This window comes from Pollutimonas subterranea (assembly GCF_002849655.1).
Taxonomy (GTDB): domain Bacteria; phylum Pseudomonadota; class Gammaproteobacteria; order Burkholderiales; family Burkholderiaceae_B; genus Pollutimonas; species Pollutimonas subterranea.
On record NZ_PDNW01000006.1, the window covers coordinates 37,160 to 53,600 of the forward strand.

The window sequence follows — 16,441 nt, forward strand, 5'->3', positions numbered from 1 at the left end:
CCGCGCTTTTAGCAAGTTCATTATTTCTTTTGGTGATATATAAGTAATAATCCAATAGTTATAAGTCGGTTGAAAGCTTGCTAGCATGATGCTTTCCCCGACCCTTAGGCAGATAAAAATGAAGCTATCCCGATTCGTAGGCGGCTTGCTGGCCGCCGGTGCTACCGCTTTCTCGGTCCTGGCCGCCAGCGGCGCCCATGCTGCCGACTTGCTCGATACGGTCAAAGAGCGTGGCACATTGATCGTGGGTGTGGAGGGCACTTATCCGCCCTTTAACTTTGTGGACACCAAAACCGGCCAGCTCGAGGGCTTCGATATAGAAGTGTCCAATCTGCTCGCCGACAAGCTCGGCGTAAAAGTCCAATTCGTGAAGACGGAATGGAGCGCGATCCTGGCCGGCCTCAGCTCAGGCAAGTTCGACGTGATCCTGAATCAAGTGGGCATCACGCCCGAGCGGGAAAAGGCCTTTGATTTTTCCGTTCCCTATGTCGCTTCCAGCCCACAGCTGATTCTTCGCAAGAACGATGACAGCGCTTATAAGAGCTTTGCCGACCTCAAAGGCAAGCGACTGGGCGTTTCACAAGGCAGCAATTACGAAACCCTGGCCAAGGCGCAGGAAGGCGTCCAGGTCAAAAGCTATCCGGGTGCGCCGGAATACCTGTCCGACCTGGTCAGCCAGCGTGTCGATGCAGCGCTTAACGATCAGTTGATGACCGCCTACCTCGTCAAGACCTCGAATATACCGATCAAGGGCGGAGCCATCGTAGGCGAACCCAAGTTCAATGGCATTCCCTTCAGGAAAGGCAACCCGGAATTCAAGGCGGCTCTGAACAAGGCGCTCCAGGACTCCTTTGACGATGGCACATTCGCCAAGATATCGAACAAATGGTTTGGCATCGACGTCAGCAAGGTCCGGGCACCCCAGTAAGTCATGAACCTCGTCGAATTATTGACCCTGGCCGCCCCGATATTGTTGAAAGGCACGGGTTATACGCTGATCTTCGCCTTTGCGGCCATGTTCGGCGGGTTACTGGTAGGGTTCGTGCTGGCGGTCGCGCGTATCGTCCCCAGCCGCTGGTGCAACATACCGGCTGCGTTGTATGTCAGCATGATGCGCGGCACGCCTTTATTGGTGCAAGTGTTCATCATTTATTACGGCTTGCCCAGCATCGGCATTTCTTTCGAGCCGCTGACCGCCGGTGTTCTGGCGCTAAGCCTGAACGCGGGCGCGTATATCTCGGAAAGCCTGCGCGGCGCCATCCTGGGTATTTCCCGGGGTCAATGGTCGGCCGGCTATAGCCTGGGCCTGAACTACGGTCAGAATTTGTATTATGTGGTGATACCCCAGGCAATGCGACTGGCCGTACCGTCCATGAGCAATACCCTGATCAGCCTCATCAAGGACACATCTCTGGTGTCGGTCATTACCGTGACTGAGCTGCTGCTAGCCACCAAAGACGTCATCGCCACGACTTTTCAGCCTTTGCCTTTATACCTGGCGGCCGCCTTCATCTACTGGATGCTCAGCCTGTGCCTGGAGCACATACAACGCCGCCTTGAAAGGTATTTCAGCCGAACCGTGGCCACCTGATTGTTTCCGCCATGCACGGCGGCGGCGCCACGGTATCCGCGTGAAGCCTGGTTCAATCTGGTTCAAACGTTGAATTCCAGTTCGGCCGTATCGCCGGTTCGCAAGCTGGCTCCGTTAACGGAACCGGCCACGACGGCATTGACGCCGAACAATATGCCTTCGGCAAAGCGCCGATACGACGAGAGGGTGAGTATCGGTTCCGGACCGGATTCCGCCGTGGATTGATTGATGCCGGGTATGGGGCAGCGGGCGCAACGCTTGACGAAGGCAAATGTCAGGGCACCGACCTGCATGCTCGCCAAGTAATCCTCTTCGTAAGCGTCCAGGCCTTGCACGACGATATTGGGCCGGAAGCGATTCATGGGAACCGGAGCCTGCCCCTTGCCGACCAATTGCTGGTTCAGGGCATCCAGCGAGCCCTGGTTGGCAACCAGGAACGGAAAACCGTCGGCAAAGCCGAACGGGTGGTCGGCGGGAAAGTCTGGAACCTGTTCATGATGCTTGCGGCGCCATGCATTGACGTGATCTCGGCTCGCCAGGCGTTCGGCCAAGGGATGTACGCGCAAGAGGCGACACGGGGTGCCCATGAATTCGCCCAGCCATAGTGCCACGGCATCGCCCTCATCCAGGCCCAGGGTGTCGCTGCCGAAGATGCGCACCGAGACTGGTGGCGGCGCGGGCGTATCCGCCGCGGGTGCAAGTACAAACGTAGCCATCCCGGGGGCGTTCAAGGTCAGGGACCCTTCTTCGGGCGTGGGCTGGATCAGCGCCATTTTGGCGTACTGGCGCTGGGTCATGAAGACACCTTGCCGATCCACAATGACCCATTGCCGGTCAAATGCCAGCCCCGCCTGCGTCAGGCCTACCTCGGTGTGAGAAATGCCGGCGCACGATTTGACGGGATAGCTATGCAAACTCAGGATAGTGATGGTCATGGCTGACGAGCGGTTGATGGCAGGCCGGGAACACGACCCATGTGGCGCATAATAGCGCTTGCCTGCAATAGATGTGAAGGAATACCATGCCCGCGAAAGATTGGCTGGCTGCTCTTGTGGTGGTCATCGCCTGGGGTCTGAATTTTGTCGTGATCAAGCAGGGCCTGAGCGAAATTCCGCCGCTGCTCCTGGGTGCCTTGCGATTTTCGTTCGTCGCGCTTCCCGCTGTGTTCTTCATCAAGCGCCCCGCGTTGCCCTGGCGCATCGTTGTCCTGTACGGACTGACCATCAGCCTGGGCCAGTTCGTCTTCTTGTTTACCGCCATGTATGTCGGCATGCCGGCGGGCCTGGCTTCATTGGTGCTGCAGGCGCAAGCGTTCTTCACGGTGTTGATGGCAGCGCTGTTCCTGCGCGAAAAGGTACGACTCCATAATGTGCTGGGCATGGCGGTGGCGGTCGTGGGGCTGCTGTTCATTGAGCAAGGCGCCATGCCGGGCAGCGTGCCGATACTGGGCTTCGCCCTGACGCTGCTGGCCGCAATGAGCTGGGCTGCCGGGAATATCGTCACCAAGGGGGCGGGCAAGATCGATATGCTGAGCCTGGTCGTTTGGGGCGCCCTGATTCCGCCTGCGCCATTCTTCATCTTGTCGTGGGCATTCGAAGGTCCGGACGCAATACAGGCCAGCCTTGCCGGGATAAGCTATGTGGGCGTGCTCGCCGTTTTCTACTTGGCCATGATTGCGACTATCGTGGGGTATGTGCTTTGGGGGCGCCTGTTGAGCCGGCATCCAGCCAGCAAGGTTGCGCCCTTGAGCCTTCTGGTGCCGGTGGTAGGACTGATTTCGGCCGCCGTGTTCCTGGGCGAGCATCTGGCATCCATCCAATGGATGGGCGGTGCACTGGTGATGCTGGGGCTGGCCATAAACGTATTTGGCCTGGTACTGTGGAATCAGCTTCGAAATTCCAAACTGCTACTGCGTTAAAATTTGCAGCTCGCAGCAGTGGCTGCCACAGCGATGGCTGCCGAAGCGACTGCTGTCGTCACCTCTTTTTCTGAATACAGGATGCCAATATGAAATTTGATCGGTCGGGTGTGGATGCGCTTATGGAAATCACTTCGCGCCCGGAGCTGGTTTTCATGCGCGGGCAGGGCTCTTGGCTTGAGGACCACACAGGCAAGCGATACCTGGATTTCATCCAGGGCTGGGCCGTGAATTGCCTTGGCCATAGTCCGGTGGAGATCGTCCAGGCGATCAACAAGCAAGCCGCGCTGCTGATCAATCCTTCTCCGGCATTTTATAACCTGCCCTCCATGGAGCTCGCCAAGCGCCTTACCGGCGCGTCGTGCTTCGATCGAATTTTTTTCGCCAACAGCGGTGCCGAGGCCAATGAAGGCGCCATCAAGCTTGCCCGAAAGTGGGGGCGCCTGAATCGCAAGGGAGCGTTCAAGATCATCACGTTCGACCACAGCTTTCATGGCCGCACGATAGCCACCATGTCGGCGTCGGGCAAGCCTGGTTGGGACACCTTGTATGCACCACAGGTCGATGGCTTTCCCAAGGCCGACTTGAACGACCTCGAATCGGTCCGCGCACTGATCGATGACCAAACCGTTGCCATCATGCTGGAACCTGTGCAGGGCGAAGCCGGCGTCATCCCGGCCACCCGCGATTTCATGCATGGCTTGCGCAAGCTGGCCGACGAGCACGGCCTGTTGTTGATCGTCGACGAGGTGCAGACAGGCATGGGACGCACCGGCAAGCTGTTCGCGTATGAGTTGTCGGGTGTGACGCCCGACATTATGACGCTGGGCAAAGGCATAGGCGGCGGCGTGCCGCTGGCCGCCCTGTGCGCGCGCGAGGCCGTGTCGTGTTTCGAGCACGGCGACCAGGGTGGTACCTATAACGGCAATCCCCTGATGACCGCGGCTGGCGTGGCGGTGTTCGATGCACTTACCGCGACGGGCTTTATGGATGCGGTCAACGCCCGCGCCCAACAGCTATCCGAAGGGTTGCTGGCTTTGTCGGCAAAATGGGGCATGAAGGGCGAACGCGGTGAAGGCCTGTTGCGCGCGCTGATGCTCGATCGTGACGATGGCGCGGCCATCGTGGAAGCGGCGCGCGACTGGGCCCCGGAAGGCATGTTGCTGAATGCGCCGCGTCCAAACCTGTTGCGTTTCATGCCGTCCTTGAACGTAACCGCCCAGGAAGTCGACCTTATGCTGGAGCGGCTGGACGAAGTCATCAACAAGGTACGCAGCTAGTAAAAACGGAGAGGCTGGCGCGAAGGCGCGCCGGCCAACTCGAGCAGCCGCTCAGTATGGCTGCTTTACCAGGAAAGCATAATGCCGAGCGCCGCGATTACTGGCGGCTAAAATATTAGTATATTCGGGCATGGCCTGATGCTTTTTTGTAAGGGACCAATATGGGTTTGCCTATGAAGCCGAACACTGAGCTTGACCGTGGCCGGCATGCATCCCCGCAGTTATACGAGTTGCTCAGGGCCCAGATCGTATCGTTGGCGCTGGAGCCGGGCGCGCCGTTGTCGCGCGTCAAACTGTCGGCCGAATTCAATGTAAGCCAGACCCCGGTGCGGGAAGCCTTATTGAAGTTGACCGAGGAAAAGCTGGTCGATGTCTTTCCGCAGGCTGCCACCCGAGTCAGCCTCATCGATATCGAGTTTGCGCAGGAGACACATTTTCTACGCCGTGCGATCGAGCTGGAGATCGTGCGCGAGCTGGCATTGAGCCGGCCGCCACAATTGATCGGCGAATTGAAGATGCTGCTGAGCCGTCACGAGGCCTTGCGCGATAAACCCGATCTGGCTGGCTTCTCCCAGACTGACGAGGCCTTTCATCGCTGCATGTACCGGGCGGTGGGCAAGGACGCGTTATGGTCGCTGGTGCACAGCCGCAGCGGCCACATTGACCGCTTGCGGCGCCTGCACCTGCCTGCCCGCGGCAAGCTGGAACGCATAGTCAGCGATCACAGGCTGTTGCTTGATGCCATAGAAGCCGGCGATGCGTTGCAGGCCCAGGAGGCACTGCGTACGCATCTGTCGGGCACGTTGGAGTATGTCGAGAAAATCCGCCAGGCTCACCCCCAGTATTTCACCAGGCGGTGAGCGGGCCGGCGGTGTTGTTTACAAGGATGCCTTCACGGTCTGGCGCCATTGATGCAGTAGCGGTTCCGTGTAGCCGTTAGGCTGTTCCAGCCCCTTGAACACCAGGTCGCAAGCGGCCTTGTAGGCGGCCGATTTCTCGAAATTCCCCGCCATGGGCTGGTAGGCCGAATCGCCGGCGTTCTGGCCGTCAACGACCGCGGCCATGCGCTGCATGGTTTCCGTCACCTGTTCCTTGCTGACGATATTGTGGCGCAGCCAGTTGGCCATGTGCTGGCTGGAAATACGCAGCGTGGCACGGTCTTCCATGAGGCCGACGTTATGGATGTCGGGTACCTTGGAGCAACCTATGCCCTGGTCGATCCAGCGCACGACATAACCCAGGATACCTTGGGCGTTGTTGTCGAGCTCTTCCTGGATTTCCTGTGCCGACCAGTTGGTGTCGGTCGCCACTGGGATGGTCAGGATCTTGTCCAGCAATGGCTCGGACTTGCCTTCCATGCCGCGCTGGATTTCCTGCACGTCGACCTGATGGTAGTGCAGGGCATGCAGTGTGGCTGCCGTCGGAGACGGTACCCAGGCGGTGTTGCCGCCGGCTTTCAGGTGACCGATCTTCTGGGCCAGCATATCGGCCATGAGGTCGGGCATGGCCCACATTCCCTTGCCGATCTGGGCCTGGCCCCGCAGTCCGCATTCCAACCCGACCTGGACATTATTGCGCTCGTAGGCATCGATCCAGACGCTGCGCTTCATGTCGCCCTTGCGCACCATGGGTCCGGCTTCCATGGAGGTGTGCATTTCATCGCCGGTGCGATCCAGGAAGCCGGTGTTGATAAAGGCGACCCGTTCGGTGGCTTGCGCAATGCAGGCTTTCAGGTTGGTGCTGGTGCGCCGCTCTTCGTCCATGATGCCCATTTTTATGGTGTTGGGCGCCAGTCCCAGCAAGGCTTCTGTGCGGGCGAAAAGTTCGCTGGCGAAGGCCACTTCGTCGGGGCCATGCATTTTCGGCTTCACAATGTAGATTGAACCGCTGCGCGAATTGCCGCGTTTCTTGAGGTCGTGCATGGCGACGAGTGAGGTGAAGACGGCGTCGAGTATGCCTTCGGGTATCTCCGCGCCTTGTTCATCCAGTATGGCCGGGTTGGTCATGAGATGGCCGACATTGCGTATGAACATCAGGGACCGGCCATGCAGTTCGCTTGTCTCGCCATTGGTATCGGTGTAGCGGCGGTTCGGGTTCAAGCTGCGTGTGAACGTCGTGCCCCCCTTTGAAACCTCTTCGACCAGCGTGCCGTTCATCAGGCCGAGCCAGTTCCGATACGCGCTGACCTTGTCTTGTGCGTCGACGGCGGCGATGGAATCTTCGCAGTCCATGATAGTGGTCAGGGCCGACTCCATGAGCACGTCCTTGATGCCGGCGCCGTCCTGCTGGCCGATGGGATGGGAGTTGTCGATCTGGATTTCAAAGTGCAGGCCGTTGTGCTTGAAAACCAGCGCCTCGGGTGCTGATGCGTCGCCGCGATAGCCCAGAAACAGCTCGGGTTGCGCAAGCGTCGTGTGCTGCTCTTCGCCCAAGCTGACTTTAAGCCGGCCATTTTCGACCGAGTACGCGGTGGCATCGGTGTGCGAACCCTGCGCCAGCGGGATGCTGTCATCAAGGAACTTGCGTGCAAATGCAATGACTCGGGTGCCGCGCACCGGGTTGTAGCCACCGGCGCGTGTGGCGCCGTCTGCCTCGGAAATGGCGTCGGTGCCGTACAGCGCGTCGTACAGGCTGCCCCAACGCGCGTTGGCCGCATTAAGGGCATAGCGAGCGTTGGTGATGGGTACCACCAGTTGCGGGCCGGCCTGCTGGGTGATTTCGGTGTCTATATTGCTGGTGTGGACCGAAACGGCGGCCGGAATGTCACTCAGGTAGCCGATCTCGCGCAAGAAGGCCTGGTAGCCGGAGGCATCGGCAATGGGTCCGGGATTTTGGCGATACCAGTTGTCGAGTTCGGCTTGAAGGCGATCGCGCTCGGCCAGCAACTGCCGGTTCTTCGGAGCCAGGTCGTGTACCAGCTTGTCCAGCCCCGACCAGAAGACATCGGAAGCGACGCCGGTGCCGGGCAGCGCCTCCTGCTCGGCAAATTGGTGAAGCTCGGGGGCCACTTGCAATCGTCTGCATGAAATTCGGGCGGTCATGGTACGTCCTTTAATATTGATGAAATAGCCGGGCACGCAAAGGCGTCGGCCAGGGAGCCCTGCCATGTAATGTATAGGCGTTGTAACCTGGAACGAGTAGACTGTTGCGAAGGCGCGCACCTATTATGGCCTCTGGCGAAGCAGGACTCAACACCACCCGGAGTTATAGGACCTGGTACAAAAAGTACCTGATCCGCCTTCGGTGTAGCCTTATTCCATTACCCAGGTGCATTAGTACGTCGCCTGCTTTGGCCTCTCCACGACAAAGGAAAGCTCATGAAAAACCAAGTGAAATTGATCGGCGCCCCTTCAGCCATGTTGCTGCTGGAAGGCTGGTCTGCGCTCGAAGGGCGCGATGCCATCAATAAAACTTTCATTTTCAAGAATTTCAATGAGGCGTTCGGTTTCATGACCTGCGTAGCCATGCAGGCCGAGAAACTCGACCATCATCCTGAATGGACGAACGTCTACAACCGGGTTACCGTCACCTTGTCCACCCATGACGCCAAGGGCGTTACCGAACGCGATGTGGCGCTAGCCCTGTTCATGGATAAATTGGCATAACTTACGGAAACCCCGATGCAGACAACGCTGACACCCGTCATCCAGGACCTCGTACCCACCGGCACTTTGCGCGTGGCCATCAACTTCGGCAATCCGGTGCTGGCGCAGCCGCACCCGCAAACGGGTGCGCCCATGGGCGTGTCGGCCGACCTGGCCAGCGAGCTTGCCCGGCAACTGACTGTGCCGCTGGAGTTTGTGACGTATGACGGCGCCGGCAAGGTGTTTGCCGCGGCCGATACCGACGCCTGGGATATTGCCTTCATGGCCATCGACCCGCAGCGGGCCGAAAAAGTTCTGTACACCAGACCCTATGTCATCATCGAGGGCAGTTACGTGGTGCATTCCGACTCGCCATTGAAGACCATAGAAGATGTCGACCAGGAAGGCGTGCGTATCGCGGTAGGCAAGGGCGCGGCCTACGACCTGTTCCTCAGCCGCAGCCTGCGGCACGCCGAAATCGTGCGCGCCGACACGTCTATCGCCGCCCTTGAGCTATTTCTGGCCCAGTCGCTGGATGCGGCAGCGGGCGTGAGGCAGCCGTTGCTCGCGTTCGCTTCAAGCCACGATGGCTTGCGTGTCATCGATGGCCGTTTCACCGCCATCGAGCAAGCCATGGCCACCCCAAAAGGGCGTAATCGCGGATTGGAATTCCTGACCTCTTTTATCGACGACATGAAGGCCAGCGGTTTCGTGGCAGAGTCTTTGGCACGCAGCGGCCAGGGCGACGCCAGCGTGGCGCCTTGAATAGCCGTCTGAGGTAACGGGGCTGGCGCTTCTACGGGGTGGAACCTGGTCCCAGTAACGCTACCATTACGGACACCGTCGCTACCGACAACACCGTTGAAATCAGTATCGCGCCGGAGGCCGTTTCCGGTTCGCGCTCATAGAGCTTGGCCAGCATGAAAGGACCCGTGCCCACCGGCAGGGCGGCGAGCAGGATGGCGGTGCTGGCCCAGAGCGGCGGCATATCGAATACCCAGCGCACCAGCACGAAGGCAATCAGCGGGTGCAGGAACAATTTCAAGGCCACAATCCGCCACACCGGGGTCAGGTGCAGTGTCAGCTTGCCCTGCGCCAGGAACAGGCCTATGGTAACCAGGGCACAAGGGCTGGCGGCCGCGCCCAGCAGGCCCGTAAATTGCAGGACGGCATAGGGCAGCGGTATCTGCAAGGCGGCCACGATCGCGCCCAGCACAGGGGCGGCGACCAAAGGATTGCGCAACAGCGACATCGCGACCTTGCGCGTAGTGACGCGCACGCTGCCGGGGCCCACCAGATCAACCTCGATCAACACGATGGAAAACGCGAACAAGGCGCAGGCAGTCAACAGGATGGCGATGATGACGGGGGGCAGGCTGTCGGGGCCGAACACCATGAGACACAAGGGGATGCCCATGAAACCCGAATTCGAATAGGATGCCGCCAGGCCTTCGATGCTGGCGTCGGCCAGTCTGCCGCGGCGGCGCCGGTCCAGGGCGTAGGACGTGGCGAACACGAACGCGATAGCCAGGAACGAAGCGGCCACATAGCCGGGCTGGTTGACTTGTTCCCAGGTAATCTGGGCCATGGCCTGGAATAGCAATGCCGGCAGCGCCATCCAGACAACGAACTTATTAAGGCTGTCGACCGCGCCGGCGCCCAAAAGCCGCTTTCGTCCGCTGATATAGCCGACAAGTATCAGCGCAAACAGAGGGAATACGGCATTGATGATGACGCTCAAGGAGGGCTCCGGCCAGGGCAGGTTGAATGTCCGGTATTAAAGCAAATAATCTGGACCTGCGTTGCATCGTGCGCCTGGATGTGCGGTATCAGGCGTTTAGTGTCATAGTGCGTTTCTATACTGTAATTTTGTCTGTGAGCAGCCATGTTTGATACCTCCCATCCCGACACGCCCACCTTGTTGCCCCCGCTTATTCCATTTGCGGCATTCATGGATCCGGCCGCCGCGGTAGAAAGGCTGGTGGAAATCTATGAGCGCAACACGGGGTTCATACGCGATGCTTTTTCCGAATACGCCAAGGGGCGGTTCACGCCCCGGCAACGCGTGCGTGCCTACTATCCCGCCATACGTATCAAGGTCGATACCTATCAGGGCGTGGACAGCCGCCTGTCTTACGGCCATGTCGTGGAGCCCGGCGTCTACATGACCACCGTCACGCAGCCCGACCTGTATTTTGATTACCTGCTCGAACAATTGGGCCTGCTGATCAAGAATCACGGTGTGCCGGTGGAAATCGGCGAGTCCGATCTACCGATACCGTTGCACTTCTCGTTCACCGATGGCCAGTATGTGGAAGGGGTCTATTCGGACAAATTGGGTGATTCGCTGCGCGATCACTTCGATGTGCCGGACTTGTCGGTGACCGATGATGCTATTGTCAATTGCACGTGGGAAGGTAAACCGGAAGAGCCTCTGCCGCTTGCACCCTTTACCGCGCCGCGCGTGGACTATTCGCTGCACCGGCTGCAGCATTACACGGCAACGGCCCCGGAGCACTTTCAGAACTTCGTGCTCTTTACGAACTATCAGTTCTACATCGACGAGTTCTGCCAGTGGGCCAAGGAAACGCTGGCTTCCGGCGAGGGCGGCTATACCGCCCTGGTGGAGCCGGGCAACGTCATAACGCGTGCCGGACCGGACGCCGAGCGTACCGGCCTGCCATTAAGCCGCATACCGCAAATGCCGTCCTACCATCTGGTACGCGACAAGCATATGGGCATCACCTTGATCAACATCGGGGTGGGGCCCTCTAATGCCAAGACCATTACCGATCATGTCGCGGTGTTGCGCCCGTCGGCGTGGTTGATGCTGGGGCACTGTGCCGGCTTGCGCACCACTCAGCGGCTGGGCGACTACGTATTGGCCCATGGCTATGTGCGCCAGGACCATGTGCTGGACGATGACTTGCCCAGTTGGGTTCCGGTTCCGCCTTTGGCGGAGATCCAGGTTGCGCTGGAAGAGGCGGTCGCCGAGGTGGCGGGATTGTCGGGTTGGGAGCTCAAGAAAATCATGCGTACCGGTACGGTTGCCACTATCGACAATCGCAACTGGGAGCTGCGTGATCACCGCGAGCCGGTGCAGCGCCTGTCGCAGTCGCGCGCCATCGCGCTCGATATGGAATCCGCCACCATCGCGGCAAATGGCTTTCGCTTTAGGGTGCCCTACGGCACATTGCTGTGCGTATCGGACAAACCGTTGCACGGGGAGCTCAAGCTGCCTGGAATGGCCAGCGATTTCTACCGTACGCAGGTGAACCAGCATTTGCACATCGGTATCCGTGCCCTGGAAAACCTGCGCGAGATGCCGCGCGAACGCTTGCATTCACGCAAGCTGCGCAGCTTCATTGAGACCGCTTTCAAGTAGGGGAAGGTAGTGAAGAAGATTTATTTGGCCGGCTTCGACGTGTTTCGCCCGGACGCCCAGCAATACGGAGCGTTGTTGAAGACTTTATGCGAGAAATATGGTTTCGAAGGGCTTTATCCACTGGATAACTTGGTACCCCGGAACCTGACCACCCTGGAGACGGCGCGCTGGATATACCGAGCCAATATTGCCTTGATCGAAGAGGCCGATATCGTGATGGCGAACGTGAATCTGTTCCGAGGCGCGGAGCCCGATTCCGGCACGGTGTTCGAGGTGGGCTACGCGACGGCGTTGAATAAGCCGGTGTGGGTGTATACGGATCAGTCACGTTCTTTGGTACAGCAGGTGGCGGCGCACAAGGTGCCCGGCACGCGCAGCTATGTGGATAACCTTGGCTATACGGTGGAAGACTTTGGCCTTAACCTGAACTTGATGATTGCATGCAGTGCGCACGTGGTGGTGGGGAGCGCGGAGGATTGCTTGCAGAAGATCGGTCCGGGGTGAGGGGTCTCCAGACCCGAAGTACGGGTTTCTGGATCGTCGAGCGTACTAGTTTCTAGCTCCGCGCGTCAGGTCCTATGGGGTGGTGTTGCGCTCCTCGTTGCCGGTTCGTCGCCCTACGGCGCCGAACATCGCGTAGCCCCGCTCGTACGCCCCCTCCGGGGCTCCCTTCGCGTGCGGCTCGCTCGACCCCGAAAGTCGCTGCAACACCACCCCATAGGACCTGCCACGCTGCAACATGGAAGCTTGGAATGTCGTTGGGACGAGTTGAGTGCTTGGCCTTTTTACGAGCGTACTGCGATCGTCATTGATACCTGCCCCGATGTCCGAGCGGCCCGGCTGGCGGGACGCGCAGGACGAGCGCATGAGTTCTTTTGGACCAGCCTGACGGACGCAAAAATGCCAAGCACGCAAGCCGTCCCAGCATTCTTACCAATACACGTAATACAGCCGTTGGCGCGGTGATGAAGATGTGGGAGACTTTCGTGGCGCCCGGCGTAGGGGCCTCCAGCGGGCCGGAAGCGAAGGGAACCCCTACGCCGGGCGCCCCGAATGGGGTGGACGAGCGAGGCCGCGCTGGTTCGGCGCGCAGGGCGCCGAACAGGGTCACGAGGAGCCCATATCCTCATCACCACGCCAGCGGCGTGTTAAGAAGAATTGTGAGCAGCGGCCCTTCTTACTTCTTACGCGCAGCAATATCCTTCTGGGCCTGCGAAACCAGATCTTCCCCTATGGTTTTCTTCCACTTTTCAAACACAGGCTTGGTCACCTTCACGAACGCATCGTGCTGTTCCGGCGTCAGGCTGGTGACCGTGACGCCATGGCCTTCGATTTCCTTCAGCATGGAAGGATCTTCAGGTGTCACGCCTTTGCGTGCAATGACGATCTCTTGCTTGGCCGCTTCGATGGCGGCCTCTTGCACGATCTTGCGGTCGGCTTCGGTCCAGGATTCCCAGACTTGCTTGTTCACCACGAAAATCAGTGGATCCGCCACGTAGTTCCATAGCGTCAGGTACTTTTGCCCTACCGTGTACAGCTTGGAACCGGCGTAGATGGACAAGGGGTTTTCCTGGCCATCGACCGCGCCACTGGCCAGTGCGGGTTGTGCGTCGGCCCAGCTCATTTGCGTGGGGTTTGCGCCCAGGGCGGTGAATGTGTCGATGTACAAGGGTGAGCCCACCACACGCAGCTTCATGCCCTTGAGGTCCTCGGGCGCCTTGATGGCATGCTTGGAGTTACTGAGCTGCCGATAGCCGTTTTCGCCCCAGGCCAGCGGCACCACGCCCGCTTTCTCGATGTCCTTGAATAGCTTCTTGCCGACTTCGCCGTGGATCAGCGCGTCGATGGCGGCATAGTCGGGCATGAGGAAGGGCAGTGAAAACAGGTTCAGCTGCTTGACTTGCGGCGACCAGTTGATGGTGGAGCCAACGGCAAGGTCGATCAGGCCCTGGCGGATTGCGGTGAACTCGCGTGTCTGGTCGCCTTGTACGAGCGATGTGCCAGGGTAAATCTTGATATTGATCCGCCCGTCGGTACGCTCGCGCACCAGCTTGGACCAGATCTCGGCGCCCTGGCCCCATGGAAAGGCGGTACCTACCACGATGGACAGCTTGTATTCGGATTTGTAGTCGGCAGCGTAAGCCGTGGATGTCGCGGCAAGAGCGGCGACCGAGCAGGTGAGGGCGCCGAGTAAAGCACGAATCTTCATGGGAATTCCTTTTTGCAGAGTTAAGACAGCTTGGAACGACAGGTCACAACGTAACTTTTCAGGTTCAATATCCCAGGTATCGGGGCAGCCACAAAGCCAGTTCCGGGAACACAATCACCAGCACTAGCACCATGAACATGGACGCCAGCAGCCATACGACCCATCGCACTGTGCTCTCCATGGGTACTTTGGCAATGCGGCAGGAAACCATCAGGTTGACGGCCAGTGGCGGCGTGAATTGCCCCAGCGCTACCTTGAGCGTCAGCAAGACGCCGAACCACACCGGGTCCCACTGGTAGGCGTTGGCGATAGGCATAAGCAAGGGCACGAAAATCAGGAAGATCGAAATACCGTCCAGGAACATGCCCAGGGTCATCAGCAGCAAGACCAGCAGCGCCAGCACTCCATACTCGCCCAAGCCGGAATTGACGATGGCATGGGTGATGGGATCGATGACGCTGAGTGTGGACAAGGCCCAGGCAAAGATGCCGGCAAGCGTAACCACCATCATGATGACCGCCGACAGCTCGGCCGCTTCACGCAAGATGAGGAACAGGTCTCGAAATTTGATGGTGCGATGCACGCACATGCCTACGAAAAGGCCATAGAACACAGCGACGACGGCGGCTTCCGTGGGGGTGAAGAACCCCATGCGCATGCCACCCAATATCAATACAGGAGCGATGAGGCCCCACGCGGCTTCGAACATGCTGCGCCAGAACGGTGGGCGCGGCAAGTCGTGTTCGAGCACGCCCATATTATGGCGGCGCGATAGCCATACGGCCGGAATGATGAGGGCAATGCCCGCCATCAGCCCGGGCACCATGCCTGCCGCGAACATGGCAGGTACCGATGCTTGTGGAACCAGTATTGAATAGATGATGAAAGCAATGGAAGGGGGGATCAGGATATCGGTCGATGCACCGGCTGCCACGATGCTGGCCGAAAACGGCTTGGGGTATCCGGCCTTGGTCATGGCGCCTATCATGACGGCACCGACGGCTGCCGCGCAGGCAGGTCCGGACCCTGAAATACCCCCTAGAAACATGGCGACCGCAATGGCCACCAGCGGCAGCATGCCCGGTCCGCGGCCCACGATGGCAATGGCGAAATTGACCAGCCGGCTGGCTACCCCCGAGCGGTCGAAGATGGATCCCACCAGTACGAACATGGGAATGGCCAGCAAGGGGTATTTGGCCAGGCCGGCATAGAAGCTCTGGGGCACCGCCAGCAGGCCGAACCACTGCGTATCCAGGTTTGACAGCACGATGGCCAGCGTGCCGGCTACGCCCAGGGACACGCCTACCGGAACGCCGATGGTCATAAGCAGCAGGAAGGATACGAACAGCAGGGTGACGATCATGCGCGCGCTCGCAGCAGGCGGCGCAGCATTCCCGCCATGCGCAGGGCGATGGCGCTTGCTAGTATGGGCATCCATATCGAATACCACCACGCCGGCACGCCGATGGCCGGCGACGTGTCGCCGTAGCTGTAATCGTCGTAAGCCATGCGCGCCGACAGCACGGCCAGCAGTATGAAGAACAGCAGCACCACGACGGCGGAAATCAGGGCCAGCCGGCGGCGGCGCTGCGCAGAGCCGCCGTCGGCAATGAGTTCTATGCGTATGTGCTGATTCCGCACAAACGCCGACGCTCCGGCTGTCATGGTCAACACAATAAGGAGGAATACCGATATCTCTTCCGTCCACGCAAACGATGTGTCGGTAAGATAGCGTCCGATGACGTTGCCGAAGGTGATGAGCGCGAGTGAGGAAAGAATGAGTACCGACGCCCAGTCCTCGAGCTTCAGCGGTATCTTGACGGCTGGGTCCGGGATCTCGGGAAGTATGGGCTCTATCGGTTCATCGTGATGCGCATCGGGTATTGCCATTGGTCTCCAACCTGTACGGCTTACTGCTTTATTGTTTTGTATCTGTTTTAAATAACAGCCAACATGCTAACCCGCCGCGTCGGTTTTGCGAGTCCGGGGTTTCCCGCGTTTTGGCAGTGCCAGCATAGTGCCGCGGCATGTGGACGCGCCGCACAGGCATTCGTATTGTTTGCGCAAGGCTTTGGTAATGCGTCCTTCCATGACCAGCCCGTAGTCGTAGAAGAGCTCGGCGCCCGCCGGGATATCTTGCAAGGCCACGATGTACACCCGTTTTCCCTTGGTACTCTCCTGGGATTCGCAGTTGGGTCCGCAAGAGTGGTTGATCCAGCGCGCGTCATTGCCCTTGTCGCCGCCGTCGATGACATTGCCGCTGCTCAGGGAAAAGAAAAAAGTATGGAAGGGATCTTCCGGGTTTACCGGATGCAGCTCATCAGCTCGCTCCGATGTGATCCGCTTGCCGCCGTACTCGATGATGCGGGTGCCCTTTGGAATATCAACGGCGGCGAATACGCCCATGCCGTGCAAGGTGGATTCTTTGACGATGTGCCAGGGTTTTGATTGGGGAGCCATAGGTGCGATCTGAT

16 protein-coding genes are annotated in these 16,441 nt (G+C 59.2%); 9 read left to right on the top strand and 7 right to left on the bottom strand.

Going from position 1 to position 16,441, the window contains the following annotated elements:
- The first annotated feature begins 118 nt into the window (after positions 1 to 118).
- On the top strand, positions 119 to 928 hold the full coding sequence (locus CR159_RS08890) for a transporter substrate-binding domain-containing protein (protein WP_102073659.1): 810 nt from the start codon (positions 119 to 121) through the stop codon (positions 926 to 928).
- Positions 929 to 931: 3 nt separating this feature from the next.
- Positions 932 to 1,591, top strand: coding sequence for an amino acid ABC transporter permease (locus CR159_RS08895; protein ID WP_102073660.1), 660 nt, complete (start codon positions 932 to 934; stop codon positions 1,589 to 1,591).
- A 62-nt stretch (positions 1,592 to 1,653) separates the two neighbouring features.
- On the opposite strand, the gene CR159_RS08900 is transcribed toward CR159_RS08895, so the two are convergent.
- On the bottom strand, positions 1,654 to 2,526 hold the full coding sequence (locus CR159_RS08900; protein ID WP_102073661.1) for an MOSC domain-containing protein: 873 nt from the start codon (positions 2,524 to 2,526) through the stop codon (positions 1,654 to 1,656).
- A gap of 86 nt (positions 2,527 to 2,612) precedes the next feature.
- Here CR159_RS08900 and CR159_RS08905 point away from each other — a divergent pair, with 86 nt between their 5' ends.
- The 3 genes from CR159_RS08905 (at position 2,613) to CR159_RS08915 (ending at position 5,649) form a co-directional block, all read left to right on the top strand.
- Positions 2,613 to 3,509: an EamA family transporter gene (locus tag CR159_RS08905; protein WP_102073662.1), complete on the top strand. Its 897-nt coding sequence runs from the start codon at positions 2,613 to 2,615 to the stop codon at positions 3,507 to 3,509.
- 89 nt (positions 3,510 to 3,598) lie between these two features.
- Positions 3,599 to 4,789 (top strand): acetylornithine transaminase, encoded by a 1,191-nt coding sequence (locus tag CR159_RS08910; RefSeq protein WP_102073663.1) that lies wholly within the window; start codon positions 3,599 to 3,601, stop codon positions 4,787 to 4,789.
- A 173-nt stretch (positions 4,790 to 4,962) separates the two neighbouring features.
- Entirely contained in the window at positions 4,963 to 5,649 is a 687-nt protein-coding gene (locus CR159_RS08915; RefSeq protein WP_102073805.1) for a GntR family transcriptional regulator, read from the top strand.
- 18 nt (positions 5,650 to 5,667) lie between these two features.
- Here the strand turns inward: CR159_RS08915 and CR159_RS08920 are convergent, their stop codons facing one another.
- Positions 5,668 to 7,830: a malate synthase G gene (locus tag CR159_RS08920; RefSeq protein ID WP_102073806.1), complete on the bottom strand. Its 2,163-nt coding sequence runs from the start codon at positions 7,828 to 7,830 to the stop codon at positions 5,668 to 5,670.
- Between the two features lie 276 nt (positions 7,831 to 8,106).
- On the opposite strand from CR159_RS08920, the gene CR159_RS08925 reads away from it, so the two are divergent.
- Together CR159_RS08925 and CR159_RS08930 are read left to right on the top strand one after the other, a co-directional pair.
- The gene (locus CR159_RS08925) at positions 8,107 to 8,394 is read left to right on the top strand and encodes a 4a-hydroxytetrahydrobiopterin dehydratase (protein ID WP_102073664.1); all 288 of its coding nucleotides are present in this window, start codon (positions 8,107 to 8,109) and stop codon (positions 8,392 to 8,394) included.
- Positions 8,395 to 8,409: 15 nt separating this feature from the next.
- Positions 8,410 to 9,138 carry an ABC transporter substrate-binding protein gene (locus CR159_RS08930; RefSeq protein ID WP_102073665.1) on the top strand — a complete coding sequence of 243 codons (729 nt, stop codon included), beginning with the start codon at positions 8,410 to 8,412 and terminating at the stop codon, positions 9,136 to 9,138.
- Positions 9,139 to 9,169: 31 nt separating this feature from the next.
- On the opposite strand, the gene CR159_RS08935 is transcribed toward CR159_RS08930, so the two are convergent.
- Positions 9,170 to 10,114, bottom strand: a complete 945-nt coding sequence (locus CR159_RS08935) for an AEC family transporter (protein ID WP_102073666.1) — start codon at positions 10,112 to 10,114, stop codon at positions 9,170 to 9,172.
- A 144-nt stretch (positions 10,115 to 10,258) separates the two neighbouring features.
- Between CR159_RS08935 and CR159_RS08940 the strand changes: the two genes are divergently transcribed.
- Positions 10,259 to 11,758: an AMP nucleosidase gene (locus CR159_RS08940; protein ID WP_102073667.1), complete on the top strand. Its 1,500-nt coding sequence runs from the start codon at positions 10,259 to 10,261 to the stop codon at positions 11,756 to 11,758.
- Between the two features lie 9 nt (positions 11,759 to 11,767).
- Positions 11,768 to 12,262, top strand: coding sequence for a nucleoside 2-deoxyribosyltransferase (locus tag CR159_RS08945; protein ID WP_102073668.1), 495 nt, complete (start codon positions 11,768 to 11,770; stop codon positions 12,260 to 12,262).
- A gap of 673 nt (positions 12,263 to 12,935) precedes the next feature.
- Here the strand turns inward: CR159_RS08945 and CR159_RS08955 are convergent.
- The 4 genes from CR159_RS08955 to CR159_RS08970 all read right to left on the bottom strand — a co-directional run bounded on the left by CR159_RS08955 (position 12,936) and on the right by CR159_RS08970 (position 16,427).
- Positions 12,936 to 13,967, bottom strand: coding sequence for a DctP family TRAP transporter solute-binding subunit (locus CR159_RS08955; RefSeq protein WP_102073670.1), 1,032 nt, complete (start codon positions 13,965 to 13,967; stop codon positions 12,936 to 12,938).
- Between the two features lie 64 nt (positions 13,968 to 14,031).
- Positions 14,032 to 15,330 (bottom strand): TRAP transporter large permease, encoded by a 1,299-nt coding sequence (locus CR159_RS08960; RefSeq protein ID WP_102073671.1) that lies wholly within the window; start codon positions 15,328 to 15,330, stop codon positions 14,032 to 14,034.
- Positions 15,327 to 15,857 (bottom strand): TRAP transporter small permease, encoded by a 531-nt coding sequence (locus tag CR159_RS08965; RefSeq protein WP_102073672.1) that lies wholly within the window; start codon positions 15,855 to 15,857, stop codon positions 15,327 to 15,329. Before CR159_RS08965 ends, CR159_RS08960 begins: the two co-directional genes overlap by 4 nt.
- A gap of 66 nt (positions 15,858 to 15,923) precedes the next feature.
- A complete protein-coding gene (locus CR159_RS08970; protein WP_102073673.1) occupies positions 15,924 to 16,427 on the bottom strand; it encodes an SET domain-containing protein in 504 nt (167 codons plus the stop codon).
- Positions 16,428 to 16,441: the final 14 nt, after the last annotated feature.